The 14,058-nt window shown below is 42.8% G+C and carries 12 protein-coding genes; 10 read left to right on the top strand and 2 right to left on the bottom strand.

The window, feature by feature from the left end; translation table 11 throughout:
- The first annotated feature begins 114 nt into the window (after positions 1–114).
- Genes BQ5591_RS12880 through BQ5591_RS12870 form a run of 3 tightly spaced genes read left to right on the top strand, consistent with a single transcriptional unit; the run spans position 115 to position 1,768 of the window.
- Positions 115–918 carry an outer membrane protein assembly factor BamD gene (locus tag BQ5591_RS12880; RefSeq protein ID WP_071149666.1) on the top strand — a complete coding sequence of 268 codons (804 nt, stop codon included), beginning with the start codon at positions 115–117 and terminating at the stop codon, positions 916–918.
- 59 nt (positions 919–977) lie between these two features.
- The gene (locus BQ5591_RS12875; RefSeq protein WP_022162819.1) at positions 978–1,313 is read left to right on the top strand and encodes a DNA-directed RNA polymerase subunit omega; all 336 of its coding nucleotides are present in this window, start codon (positions 978–980) and stop codon (positions 1,311–1,313) included.
- Positions 1,313–1,768 carry a DUF4293 domain-containing protein gene (locus BQ5591_RS12870; protein ID WP_022162820.1) on the top strand — a complete coding sequence of 152 codons (456 nt, stop codon included), beginning with the start codon at positions 1,313–1,315 and terminating at the stop codon, positions 1,766–1,768. The genes BQ5591_RS12875 and BQ5591_RS12870 overlap by 1 nt, the downstream gene beginning before the upstream one ends.
- A 62-nt stretch (positions 1,769–1,830) precedes the next feature.
- On the opposite strand, the gene BQ5591_RS12865 is transcribed toward BQ5591_RS12870, so the two are convergent.
- Complete coding sequence (locus BQ5591_RS12865) at positions 1,831–2,520, bottom strand: porin family protein (RefSeq protein ID WP_071150712.1); 690 nt, start codon at positions 2,518–2,520, stop codon at positions 1,831–1,833.
- Positions 2,521–2,528: 8 nt separating this feature from the next.
- Positions 2,529–4,325, bottom strand: coding sequence for a LysM peptidoglycan-binding domain-containing protein (locus BQ5591_RS12860; RefSeq protein WP_071149665.1), 1,797 nt, complete (start codon positions 4,323–4,325; stop codon positions 2,529–2,531).
- 207 nt (positions 4,326–4,532) lie between these two features.
- Here BQ5591_RS12860 and uvrA point away from each other — a divergent pair, with 207 nt between their 5' ends.
- The 7 genes from uvrA (at position 4,533) to BQ5591_RS12825 (ending at position 13,543) form a co-directional block, all read left to right on the top strand.
- Positions 4,533–7,376 (top strand): excinuclease ABC subunit UvrA, encoded by a 2,844-nt coding sequence (gene uvrA, locus BQ5591_RS12855; RefSeq protein WP_071150711.1) that lies wholly within the window; start codon positions 4,533–4,535, stop codon positions 7,374–7,376.
- Between the two features lie 255 nt (positions 7,377–7,631).
- The gene (ybaK, locus tag BQ5591_RS12850) at positions 7,632–8,105 is read left to right on the top strand and encodes a Cys-tRNA(Pro) deacylase (RefSeq protein WP_071149664.1); all 474 of its coding nucleotides are present in this window, start codon (positions 7,632–7,634) and stop codon (positions 8,103–8,105) included.
- Between the two features lie 231 nt (positions 8,106–8,336).
- Positions 8,337–9,890: a peptide MFS transporter gene (locus BQ5591_RS12845; protein WP_071149663.1), complete on the top strand. Its 1,554-nt coding sequence runs from the start codon at positions 8,337–8,339 to the stop codon at positions 9,888–9,890.
- Between the two features lie 407 nt (positions 9,891–10,297).
- The gene (locus BQ5591_RS12840; protein WP_071149662.1) at positions 10,298–10,624 is read left to right on the top strand and encodes a PadR family transcriptional regulator; all 327 of its coding nucleotides are present in this window, start codon (positions 10,298–10,300) and stop codon (positions 10,622–10,624) included.
- 75 nt (positions 10,625–10,699) lie between these two features.
- Complete coding sequence (locus BQ5591_RS12835; protein ID WP_022162827.1) at positions 10,700–11,752, top strand: PspC domain-containing protein; 1,053 nt, start codon at positions 10,700–10,702, stop codon at positions 11,750–11,752.
- A gap of 329 nt (positions 11,753–12,081) precedes the next feature.
- Positions 12,082–12,303, top strand: a complete 222-nt coding sequence (locus BQ5591_RS12830) for a hypothetical protein (protein ID WP_071149661.1) — start codon at positions 12,082–12,084, stop codon at positions 12,301–12,303.
- A gap of 130 nt (positions 12,304–12,433) precedes the next feature.
- Positions 12,434–13,543 carry a helix-turn-helix domain-containing protein gene (locus tag BQ5591_RS12825; protein WP_159434479.1) on the top strand — a complete coding sequence of 370 codons (1,110 nt, stop codon included), beginning with the start codon at positions 12,434–12,436 and terminating at the stop codon, positions 13,541–13,543.
- Positions 13,544–14,058 lie beyond the last annotated feature (515 nt).

Raw genomic sequence — 14,058 nt, 5'->3', positions numbered from 1 at the left:
AGGGCATTTATCCTCAAAAATGCCCTTTCTATCGGGTTTTTGAAAAATTAATGCTGGTATCGTTGCTTTATTCGGCACTAACCTCTATCTTTGTGCATTATTTGAATAAAAGTAATGAAAAAGAACATATTAATAATTTTGCTGTCAGCTTTGCTACTGCCCTCATGCGGAGAATACAATAAATTACTGAAAAGTACTGATTATGAGTACAAGTATGAAGCTGCAAAGAATTACTTTGCCAAAGGGCAATATAACCGTGCTGCAACTTTGCTTAATGAATTGATCGCCATTCTGAAAGGTACAGATAAAGCAGAAGAATCCCTGTATATGCTGGGAATGAGTTATTATAATCAGAAAGATTATCAGACTGCCGCACAAACGTTTATTCAGTACTACAACGTATATCCTCGTGGTATATATACAGAGTTGGCACGTTTCCATGCCGGAAAAGCTCTCTATCTTGACACTCCAGAACCCCGTTTGGATCAGTCTGGCACCTACACTGCCATACAGCAACTTCAGATGTTTATGGAGTATTTCCCGCAAAGTGCAAGAAAGGAAGAAGCCCAGAATATGATATTTGCCTTGCAAGACAAGCTGGTTATGAAGGAATATCTTTCAGCCAAGATGTATTACAATTTAGGCAATTATCTCGGAAACAACTACCTTTCATGCGTAATTACCGCACAAAATGCCCTTAAGGATTATCCTTATACCAACCTTCGTGAGGACTTGTCGATACTTATCTTACGTGCCAAATACGAAATGGCCATCAACAGTGTAGACGATAAAAAGCCCGAGCGCTATCGTGAAACGGTAGACGAGTATTATGCTTTCAAAAATGAGTTTCCCGAAAGCAAATATCTGAAAGATGCAGAACGCATTTTCCAAGAGTCAAGAAAAGTATTAGGTGAATAAAAAACACCTATCAAATAATACAAAGAAATACGTGAATTTTAAATTAGATAAAAAGATTTATGGATTACAGAAAAACGAATGCTCCAACAACTACGGTAACCCGTGACATGATGGAATTGTGTGAGGATACCGGTAATGTGTATGAAACTGTTGCGATCATAGCCAAACGCGCTAATCAAATCAGCGTGGAGATCAAAAATGACCTCTCCAAGAAATTGGCCGAATTCGCTTCTTATAACGACAACTTGGAAGAAGTATTCGAAAATCGCGAACAGATTGAGATCTCCCGTTATTATGAGAAACTGCCTAAACCGACCTTGATAGCTACACAGGAATATATCGAGGGAAAGATTTATTATCGTAATCCGGCTAAGGAAAAAGAAAAATTACAGTAATGATACAGCGCATCCAATCCGTCTATCTGCTATTGGTGACGATTTTATTGGTCATGACGGCTTTTATGCCAATAGGGTATTTCATCGAAACAGACAATATTACGACTCATATCTTCAAGCCATTAGGCGTATCACTTGCGAATGGAGAGTTTCAATCCACATGGGGATTGTTCGGTATACTGATATTGAGTGCCATCATAGCTTTCGGCACTATATTCCTTTATCGTAACCGCATGCTGCAAATACGCATGACAATCTTCAGCAGCATCTTGCTGGTTGGCTTTTATATTGCCTTTCTGGTATTTATGTTCGTATTGAAAGAAGATTTAAATGCAGGTTTCCATTTAAAATGGGCCTTAAGCTTGCCCGTTATATGCATCATATTGAATTACCTTTCATTCCGTGCCATTTATCGGGACGAAGTAATGGTAAGAGCTGCAGATAGACTAAGATAAAAACAATTTTCAATTTTATAAAAGAGGCACGAATGTTGAAAAACAAATTCGTGCCTCTTTTATTATCTTTTCAAGTCAAACAAATAGGTGATTTTAGCAGATATCACACCATGCGCCGAACGGGAAAAATAATCTTTCTTTGTACTATGATAGAAGTCCGATAATGCATAATAGTAACGCCCTTCCAGCAGAAAATTCCCAATACCAGTACGTATTTCAAGTCCGGCACCACCTGCAATACCATAGTCAAACTTATTTTCTACAGGCTTGTCATGCTGTTCTACCGTGATACCCGAATAATTATCCCAATTATCACTCATTGTATAGCTTTCACTCAAGAAAAAGCCAATTTGCGGACCAGCGTGAATAAAGAACTGCACTCCTCTTTGTTCTTTTCCGAAAGCCAGATGAGCCAGGAAAGGGATTTCCACATAATTCATCTTACGCGTATATTGCAGCTCCGGATAATCTTCGTAGAATTCATCCCAACCGTGCTGTGAGAAGTTTATTTCAATCTGTGCTCCACAAATCATCTTAAAATATCGCTCGGAAATATATCTGGCAGTGATTCCGCCTGTCATTCCCATCAGATTTTTTTGTCGTACGCTCGGCGAGAAAGTCACACTGTTCAGATTGACACCTCCGTTAATACCTATGGCAAAATTATGCCGTTGTTCACCGACCTGCGCATGTACAGGTACAGCACATGCTCCCATCAATAAGGTCGTACCGATTATTGTTTTCAGTTTCATCACACAATTCAATCAAAATCAAGTTTCACCAGCTCATAATTCTTTGTAAAACGGACAAAGAAAACTTTTTTGTTTACAAATCCTCCCCAATTGTTGACACGCTGGAATTTGAACCCTGTCTGTATAGGTGCAAAATCCATTCTTTGAAGATTATTCTCCAATTCGCTTCCGTAGCGTGCCAGTCCTTTAAGGAAGAAATAGCCTGTATCAAATCCTAACATTCCATATTTGGGATAACGCTCATCCATATCTTTTCCATACCAGCGCCGATAATTACGTGTGAAGTTCTTGGCTGCAGGGAACAGATCGTTCGTATAGAAAGAGGAATAAAAGTATGTATCCAACTCAAAAAATGATTCCAGATGATCCTTGGTATATGTCTGCCATTCCGGATAACCAAACATGTGAATACTGAATTCCGGATTCTCGCGAACCAGTAGAGTTAGTTGGGGCAAACATTTGATTAAAACCAGATTGCTTCCGGATGTCGGAATGAATATATTCTCCCGGCCAGTCTTAAGCGCACTTTTCAACGCTTCCACCGAAGCATCCTCATCCAGGGTAGCCATCGGAATAGAGCGGTTACGCAATTCATCTTTCAGGCCTTTGATGAAATCCGCCTTATCTTTGGTTTTGCTATTCGCCTCGATAAAGATTACGTTTGCATTGGGGAACTGACGAACAAAGTGATCATATACTTCCGAATACAGATAAGATTGGGGAGTATTAATCTGATAAATAGCCGGATTACGGAACACCGTATTGTCTTTCGAAGTAAACGGAATAACCAGACGGATATCATTTTTCTTCGCAAAATCAGCCAACGGCTTGATTTGCTGCTGCTGCAGCGGACCGAATATAATATCCATATTCTTCATTTCGTTTTTCGAAAGAATATCATTCAGCGAATTTACATTCGCTCCGGAATTATACGTATAAAGGTCAATCGAAGTACCACTGCGTTTTAAACTATCGACAGCCATCAAAAAGCCTTCGTAATACTCTACCATTCGGGCCGACTCGCTACGCGATGCAGCATCGGGCAAAAACGGAAGAATAACAGCAGCCTTAATCGTACTGATACGTTCCGCTTCCTTTTTGTTTTCACTGAACAGTTCGTTGTTGGTCGGTATCGTCTGTGGCTTTGCATTTCCGGCATTTGCAGTTGTAGTAGGATAGGGGATGCACAAGAACGAACCCTTCTTTATCTTGTTTTTCCCTTTCAATTCCGGATTTGCTTCAATCAGTTCTGCCTCGGTAATGCCGTATTCCTTGCTGATGCTGTAAATGGTTTCTTTCCGCTTTACCTTATGCATATCACGGCAGCGAGATTGTACAGCAGCCGGAATTTCACTGGCAACATCAGCTGTTTTAGATGAATTATCAATATCCGAAACAACCGGAGTTTCGTCTGGAGCCGGAATCCGGATAACCTGTCCGATACGGAAATTTTCAGCACTCAGTCCCGGATTGGCATCGCAAATAGCTTTTGCAGAAACATTGTATTTCACTGTCAGCCGATATAAAGTCTCACCGGCTTCAATGGTATGGAATGTTTCTTTCTGGCTGCCTGTTGTGTTTCGTGGAATGCGCAGTGTATGTCCTATATAGATTTTCTCATCGCTGCCAGGATTCATTTTTACGATATCAGCCTGGCTGACGCCATACATGCTGGCAATAGAATACAGACTTTGTCCTTTTTCAATAGTATGCAATATATAAGTCTGGTTTTCTTGTGCGTTTACTGTCAATCCGCAGATGCAGGCCAATAAAAACAAGCAGACACTCCGGTTAATCGTTCTCATCTATTACTAATTATATCGATAGTTACATTTAATATTTCCCAAACCTAATGCAAAGTTAAGAATATTATGTCATTTCAGCCAAAAGAATGAGTTAAGAAATAATATTCTACTTTCCAAAGCCGAAAAATAATCCATTTAAAATGATATTCGGATGGAAACGCTTATTTTTGCATGAAGTTTATAGCCGATTTAAACCCTATTTATCACATGCAAGAAGAATCTGAATATATCAATGTATATGGTGCCCGGGTGCATAACCTGAAAAATATTGATGCGGAAATTCCCCGAAACAGCCTGACGGTAATTACCGGACTTAGCGGAAGCGGTAAATCCTCACTGGCTTTCGATACGATTTTTGCTGAAGGACAACGTCGTTACATCGAAACGTTTTCAGCTTATGCACGCAACTTCTTAGGCAACTTGGAACGCCCCGATGTCGACAAGATTACCGGATTAAGCCCCGTAATATCCATTGAGCAGAAAACCACCAATAAAAATCCACGCTCCACTGTCGGAACAACAACCGAGATATACGATTACCTGCGCCTTCTCTATGCCCGTGCCGGTGATGCATATTCTTACCTGTCGGGAGAGAAGATGGTAAAGTACACCGAAGAGCAGATTCTGGACCTGATATTGAAAGATTACAAAGGAAAGAAAATATACATTCTTTCTCCGCTGGTACGCAACCGGAAAGGACATTATAAAGAATTGTTCGAACAGATCCGCAAAAAGGGCTATCTGTATGTACGGGTCGACCAAAAAATCTGTGAAGCCCTTCCAGGCATGAAACTGGACCGTTATAAGAATCACGATATAGAAGTTGTCATAGAAAAACTGATTGTTTCAGAAAAGGATGATAACCGTCTGAAAAGCAGCCTATCTACAGCGATGAAGCAAGGCGATGGACTGATCATGGTTTTGGATGCTGACAACGAAACGGTCCGCCATTACAGCAAGCGTCTGATGTGTCCTGTCACAGGGCTCTCTTACCGTGACCCGGCACCGCATAATTTCTCTTTCAACTCCCCTCAGGGAGCTTGCCCCAAATGTAAGGGATTGGGTGTCATCAGCCAGATAGATATTGACAAAGTAATCCCCAACCGCGAACTGTCCATTTACGAAGGAGCTTTAGCCCCCGTAGGGAAATACAAGAACAGTATGATATTCTGGCAAATAGATGCCTTGCTGGAGAAATACGAAGCTAACCTGAAAACTCCTGCGAAAGATTTGCCGGACGAAGCCATCGAAGAGATTCTTTACGGTTCCGACGAACGCATAAAAATCAAAAGCTCATTGATCGGTACATCTTCCGACTATTTTGTAACGTTCGAAGGGGTTGTAAAATACATCCAGATGCTGCAGGAAAAAGATTCCTCTGCCACAGCCCAGAAATGGGCCGAACAGTTTGCCAAGACTGCCGTCTGCCCCGAATGTCAGGGAGCCAAACTGAACAAGGAAGCTCTTTCGTTCCGCATCCACGACAAGAACATCTACGAACTTTCCAGCATGGATATCAAGGATTTGTACGAATGGTTACAGAATGTAGATCCATACCTGGACAGTAAGCAAAAACAGATTGCAGCCGAAATCCTGAAAGAAATACGGACACGGCTCAAATTCCTGTTGGATGTAGGTCTCGACTATCTGTCCCTGAACCGCAGTGCCGTCAGCCTTTCCGGAGGTGAAAGCCAGCGTATTAGACTGGCCACTCAGATAGGTTCGCAACTGGTCAATGTCCTCTATATCTTAGACGAACCCAGTATCGGACTTCATCAGCGCGACAACCAGCGCCTGATACATTCATTAAAGGAACTGCGCGATTTAGGCAACACAGTTATTGTCGTCGAACACGACAAAGACATGATGCTGGCTGCTGACTATGTCATCGACATGGGACCCAAAGCTGGCCGCTTGGGTGGAGAAGTCGTTTTTGCCGGTACGCCACAGGAAATGCTACGTACCCACACCCTGACTTCTCGTTACCTCAACGGCGAATGTGCCATCGAGGTACCTGCCGAGCGCCGCAAAGGCAACGGACACAGCATCTGGCTGCGTGGCGCCAAAGGCAATAATCTGAAAAACATTGATGTAGAATTTCCTTTAGGCAAGCTGATCTGCATAACAGGCGTGTCCGGAAGTGGAAAATCTACTTTGATTAACGAAACATTGCAGCCCATTCTGTCGCAGAAGTTCTACCGCTCACTGCAAGACCCGCTGGCATACGACAGCATCGAAGGTCTGGAGTATATCGACAAGGTTGTCAATGTAGACCAGTCGCCATTAGGACGTACCCCACGTTCCAACCCAGCCACATACACCGGCGTATTTTCCGACATCCGCAACTTGTTTGTAGGCCTGCCCGAAGCCAAGATCCGTGGTTACAAGCCCGGCCGTTTCTCGTTCAACGTCAGCGGAGGACGCTGCGAAGCCTGTCAGGGAAACGGATACAAGACCATCGAAATGAATTTCCTGCCAGACGTATACGTACCCTGCGAAGTATGCCACGGTAAACGTTACAATCGGGAGACACTCGAAGTACGTTTCAAAGGAAAATCCATCGCCGACGTTCTGGACATGACCATCAACCGCGCAGTCGAATTCTTTGAGAACGTTCCGCAAATACTGAACAAGATAAAAGTAATACAGGAGGTCGGATTGGGCTATATCAAGCTGGGACAATCGTCCACAACCCTGTCCGGTGGCGAAAGCCAGCGCGTCAAGCTGGCGACGGAACTGTCCAAACGCGATACGGGTAAAACCCTGTATATTCTGGACGAACCGACTACCGGTCTGCATTTCGAAGACATTCGTGTACTGATGAACGTGCTGAACAGACTTGTCGACAAAGGCAATACGGTCATTGTCATCGAGCACAATCTGGATGTTATCAAGATGGCCGATTATATTATCGACATGGGTCCCGAAGGAGGGAAGGGGGGAGGCCAGGTCCTGTCTTGTGGCACTCCGGAAGAAGTGGCCGAAAGCCCTAAAGGATTCACGCCCCGATTCCTCAAGGAAGAGTTGGAACTGGCAAAGAAACAGAAATAAGATTTCCCGCCGGTGTTCAATTTATGATAAATATAACTCAACTTTGATTTCGTCGATTTTCTATTCGCAAGCTCAAGTTGCAGTTGACGAATTCACAAGTTGACGAATAAACAAGGCGTTTGCAGCAAGCCGTCTCAAGCGGCACTTCATCAAACAGGGCATTCCGAGCCTTGCAAACCTGTTGGCTGAAGCCTTGTAAACTAATAAGTTGAGCATTTGCAAAACGTAAAAATGTAACATAAAGGATAAAACGAAATGAAAATCAATAAGACCAATGCCGCAAGGCTACTAGACAAGGCTAAAATAGCCTACGAATTAATTCCTTACGAAGTGGACGAAGCAGATCTCAGCGCCGTCCATGTGGCAGCCAGCCTGGGCGAAGACATCAATTGTGTATTCAAGACCCTGGTGCTCCATGGCGACAAGTCCGGTTACTTTGTCTGCGTCATTCCCGGCGAAAATGAAATCGACCTGAAACTGGCCGCCAAAGTATCGGGCAATAAAAAGTGCGACCTGATACCGGTCAAGGAACTGCTTCCACTGACTGGCTACATACGCGGCGGCTGTTCTCCCATCGGTATGAAAAAACAATTTCCTACCTACATTCACGAAACATGTATGCAGCATCCATACATTTATATCAGTGCCGGTGTCCGTGGCCTGCAGCTGAAGCTGGCTCCACAGGACCTTATCAAGGAAGTACGGGCAGAAGTATGTACACTGTTCTGATATTCATGTACAATGAAAAGTATTCCGATTGTCCAGGCACCTTCTATTGACATTAACTTCTACAAGCCTTACTGACAATTTGTTCCTATCAAGGGTATGCAAGCCATATAAATCTTGCATACCCTTTCTATTTTTCAGCTTATTTTAGTGTATTATCTCACCCAAAAGTATATATTTGCAACTATTATTATTTGAAAAACATATTTAGTCACTATTTAAAAAATTAATTCTATGTTCAACAAACATCCTAAGGGTCTGATTCCTGCGGCACTTTCAAACATGGGTGAGCGTTTCGGCTACTACATCATGAATGCCGTACTAGTATTATTCCTTTGTTCTAAATTCGGTATCAGCGAAGAAAAAAGTACACTGATTTATTCATTCTTTTATGCCGGCATTTACCTTTTAAGCCTCATAGGCGGTTACATAGCCGACAAAAAACAAAATTATAAAGGCACAATCATGGCCGGTCTTGTCATTATGGCTGTCGGCTACATCGTTCTTTCATTCCCCATTACTGCAAATTCAGGAAACATCACCTGGTTACTGACACTGACTTGTGCCGCCCTTTTCCTCATCGCATTCGGTAACGGTCTGTTCAAGGGCAACCTCCAGGCCATCGTTGGTCAGATGTACGACGACCTGGAAGCAGAAGCCGCCAAGAAAGGCGAAAAAGAACTGAAGATTGCCAAAAGCAAGCGCGACTCCGGTTTCCAGATCTTCTACGTATTCATCAACATCGGTGGTCTTATCGCTCCGTTCGTAGCTCCGCTTCTGCGTAGCTGGTGGCTGAACGCACACAACATGGTTTACAACGCCAGCCTTCCTGCCCTGTGCCACGAATATATCGAAAAGGCAGAGCAGATGTCAGCCGAAGCACTGGGCAACCTCAACCAACTGATGGCGCAATGTGTAGGCGATACCGCCAATATGGCTGACTCGTGCGCACAATATCTCCAGATTTTCAATGAAGGTATCCACTATTCGTTCCTGGCATCGGTAGCGGCCATGTTCATTTCACTGATTATCTTCCTCGTAACCAAGAAGCAATTCCCCAATCCGGGAAAGAAAGAGGCTGTTGCTGCCGTTCAGTATTCCGAAGAAGAAAAACAGGCGATGGCAAAAGAAATCAAACAACGTCTTTATGCTCTGTTTGCAGTGTTGGGAGTCGTTATTTTCTTCTGGTTCTCATTCCATCAGAACGGAACATCCCTCTCGCTGTTTGCCCGCGACTTTGTTAATACCACTACCATTGCTCCCGAAATATGGCAGGCTGTCAATCCATTCTTTGTTATCACGCTGACTCCGATCATCATGATGATTTTCGGATCTATGGCTCGCAAAGGCAAAGAAATATCCACTCCCCGCAAGATTGCCATCGGTATGCTGATTGCAGGACTTGCTTACCTGTTCCTTTCCGTATACTCCTTCTCGCAAGGTTATCCGTCTGCAACCGAGTTCCGCGAGCTCCCCATCGACCAGCAAGTGAAAGCCGGAGCATGGGTATTGATCGTTCTCTATTTCCTTCTTACCGTTGCCGAACTCTTCATCTCGCCGCTCGGACTCTCGTTCGTGTCCAAAGTTGCTCCCAAGCATCTTCTCGGTCTCTGCCAAGGACTCTGGCTGGGTGCTACGGCTGTCGGTAACCTCTTGCTGTGGATTGGTCCGCTTATGTACAATGCCATCCCCATCGGTTATTGCTGGGCCATATTCCTGATCGTTTGTCTTATCTCCATGGGAGTCATGCTCGCTATGGTGAAATGGCTCGAAAGAGTAGCTAAGTAACCACAACGTTCCTAACATAAGAAGAAGGCAGCTGAATCACAAGAAATCAGCTGCCTTCTTTTATTTTCTGCCTGTCAGCTTTTCTCCTTGCCAACTTTGTGCATATTCTGCATACATTATCCCGTATTTTTTCCCCAGTTAGGAAAAAATATCTTCCCAGTTAGAAAAAAAATTTTCCTAACTGGGAAAAAATTACCCCTCTTGCTATCATCGTACCCCATCTGTACTTGTAGGTATTTCTTCTTACCTCGCAATCGGCTTCTGCACTGTTATTCCTGTATCTCTCAAACCTACAGTATAGGACATACACCACTTCTCAAATCGTTAATATAGTATAATTATATAGTATTATGCAATACAAGGTACTCATATAATACATATATTTGTGCTATACAAAACAATTAACCATGAATGTAGACAACGTAAAATCGCAAATGCGGAAGGGAATGCTGGAATACTGTATCATGCTTCTGCTGCACAAAGAACCGGCCTACGCTTCCGACATCATATCGAAACTGAAAGAAGCCCGGTTGATAGTAGTGGAGGGAACACTATATCCACTGCTGACCCGCCTGAAAAACGACGGTTTGCTCAGTTACGAATGGGTTGAATCAACGCAAGGACCACCACGCAAATATTATCGGCTGACAGAAAAGGGAGAGACTTTTCTCGGTGAGCTGGAAGTGTCGTGGCGGGAACTGAACGAAACCGTCAATCACATAGCCAACCGATAAGCCCAGTCCTCGACTCTTTTATGCAGGACTATCCAACGAACAATAAACGAATTAATTAATAAACAGAAGAACACAATGAAAAAGACTTTAACTGTAAATTTAGGAGGAACCGTGTTCAACATAGACGAAGACGCTTATCGTCTTCTCGACAACTATCTCAATAATCTGAAGCTGCATTTTCGCAAACATTCAAGTGCTGAAGAAATTGTAGACGACATCGAGCTACGCATTTCCGAACTGTTTGCCGAAAAATTGCAGACTGGTGCCCAAGTCATCACCATAACTGATGTAGAGGAAGTCATAGCACGCATGGGAAAACCGGAAGATATGGATACAGACACCGAACCGTCTTCGGACGAAAATACGAAAACAACCGGACATCGCCGTTTCTTCCGCAATCCGGACGACAAGATGCTGGGTGGCGTCATCAGTGGTGCGGCAGCCTATTTTGGCCTTAATGTCACCACGCTTCGTCTGGCAATGGTCTTTCTGCTGATTTTCTCTTTCAAAATACTGATACCGCTCTACATCATTTGCTGGATTATTGTTCCCGAAGCCCGGACTGCTGCCGAGAAACTGAGTATGCGTGGCGAAGCCGTCACTGTAGAGAACATCGGCAAAACTGTCACCGACGGATTCGAAAAGGTAGGAAATGGGGTAAACGAATACATCCGGTCGGACAAGCCACGCTCTTTTCTTGCATCGTTGGGCAATGCCATAGTCACCGTTGTCGGATGGATATTGAAAATGGGACTAATTGCTATTGCCGTTATCTGCAGCCCTGTACTCTTTATCTTTGCCGTCGTCTTTGTTGCGTTGCTTTTCATGGCTATCGTTATCGGCATTGGCGGGGGAGCAGCATTGCTGTCTCTGTTTCCTACCACCGATATCATATTGCCCATCTCGCCAATGTCAACTATTGTCATGTACATTGCAGGTACCCTGATGCTGGGCATCCCTTTGCTGGGCATTGTTTATGGCGTTTGCCGCTCTATGCTCAAGTGGCAGGCCATGGCTACTGGATTAAAATGGACACTGTTGATTCTTTGGGTGGTTAGTACCGCCATATTTGCCATCAGCTTCACAATGAACGGGTTCGACCTTCCAGATCTGCTGATCCATATATAATCTCAGCTTCCCTCTGTTTTTTTGTGTCCAGCCTGTGTGTCTTTCGGATAAAAAAGTGGGGCGTATCTCGCCCCGACAGGTACGAGAAACATACGGGCCGGACACAATGTTATACATACAAAGCTTTTTGTTAGCCAATCGAAGATACAGACACAAAGATATTACATAAAAGCAATAATTTGTAACATTATTCATTTGAACTATCCGACTTTATTCTTATTTTTGCTTTGTTAATCTGAGAAACATTTACTGACTCCTTCATCATAGAGAGAATACACAGAATTTCATGGGGTAGAGGAGTGCAATTTATTCTTAAAATAAGAAACACGATGAAAACCAATTTTCTATTCTCTTTCCACCGGATATTCTTCTTTCCGGCGTTTCTGTCCCGACTGTCTGGCAGTTTGTCCGCTGTGTTTGTCCTTTTGTGGCTCGCCGCCTGCTCCCGTCCTCTATGCGAGGGGCTGACTGTTTACGACGATTTCCCGCAGAAGGCGGAATATGCAACGCCGCTGCTTCTCGGAACTACTGTATCGATGTTTTTTTGCTGACAAACAGTCAGATTTAATTGGAGCCAAGGAATATCAACAGCGATGAACTGATGGCAAGATTTAAATAAGCGACACAGAAAAATACTCAGCAACGAAATAAAAATTATCTTTAATGAATTCCAATTTCAATATGAAGAAAATAAGATTCAGATCAATAACAATTTATTTGCTTACAGGGGCAGTGCTAGCCGTAATGGTTGGCTATATGCGTACTTCATATAGACATGAAACGTATCAGTTGAAAGCAGGAGAAATCTTGACGAAAGCTTTGCAGCAGGAGATGCTTTCGCGTGATACGGCCAACCATTTGTTCAGCAGCAATCTCACGGAATCCTTGAATGAAGAATTACCCGATACGGTGCGAGGAAGAATACGTTCCATCCATGGCATACAATCTTACGTTGTCCCTCGGACAAAATACTATGATAATATCAGTGCAAGTAAATTTGTTCGCGACATACATTCTTATTTAATTTTGGAATCGGTGTTAAAAGCAGATTCTTTATATAAAAGTTGGTCTCGATTATTGTCCGATTCGTCGGTTTGCAATCATAATATTGGTTTGCGACTGAAGCAACCTTTATCTGAAACTACCAGTTATGTTCCGGATTCTATTACGGTAACACGTTACGACAGCCTGTGTACCCGGTATATAGGCAGTTATTGCGAAGCAGAAATAACGGCTTTTTCCGATATTTCCTGGTACGATTTGTTGGAATGGACAGATTGGGGATTAATATTCTTGGCAGGAGGGGGAGTTCCATGCCTTTGCTTGTTCTTTGTCCGTCTGAGAAAGTTGTATAAATCTTTATCAGCTCTCCGAAAAACAAAAACGAAAATTCAGGAAGAGGGCGTAAAACCCCGAACGCGAAGTAAAAACAATCGGCTTTACAATTTGGGTATGGAAATCTATTTTGACGCTGAGCAAAACGTACTCTGTAATGAGAATAACAAGACGATTGCTACCCTGTCTGCAACCATGTCTAATTTGTTAGAATGTTTTCTTAAAGCTCCTCATCACACTTTGTCTAAACATGATATTTACCTGGCTATCGGAAAAGAGCTTGAAACCTACTCTTTGGATAGTTTTTATAAGATGATAGGACGCCTTCGGGATAAACTCGAAAGCATATCGCCTGCTACTATATCTAATGATAGAAATGGCTCTTATCAGCTTGTCCTGCCTTCTTCGATAGACAAACAGAAAAAAATGAATCATTCGGATGAAAACGCCAACTGACATCAACTGACATTTTCGATTTTTAATATTATGATAAACAGATATTTATGATTAATGTCAGTTGATATCAGTTGAGATGATGGTTTATTTCGGTTGTATTTTTTTAATTTTATCGGCAAATTGAAATTCAGGCTATTTACTTGGGAAAGCTATACAATAAATTACGTCTGATTCCTTCCATTTTATTCGTATTTATCGAGTATTTTTCGATTTGGTGAGGATCTTTGAGGTTTGGTGAGGGCATGGTGAGGTTTGGTGAGCAGGTCTATGGAAGAAACGAATAGTGATCCAATTTTATAAACGGTCATTTTTATAATGTTGGATTTCAATGATTTATATGTCTGTTAGAAATGGTGAGTCGTAATTTTGCATATTGGAATTATTATTGCTTATTTTTGAGAGATAACAATGAAATGAGTTATGCTTTTCTACATGTTTACTCAACTTTGATTCAATTCGTAAGCTCAAGTTGCAATTGACAAGTAACAAGTTGACAAGGCATTTGTAGAAAGCCG

The sequence above is a fragment of the Bacteroides ndongoniae genome (genome assembly GCF_900108345.1).
Classification (GTDB): Bacteria; Bacteroidota; Bacteroidia; order Bacteroidales; family Bacteroidaceae; genus Bacteroides; species Bacteroides ndongoniae.
Note: the sequence above shows the minus strand (reverse complement) of the source record. Positions and strands in the feature narration are given on the sequence as shown.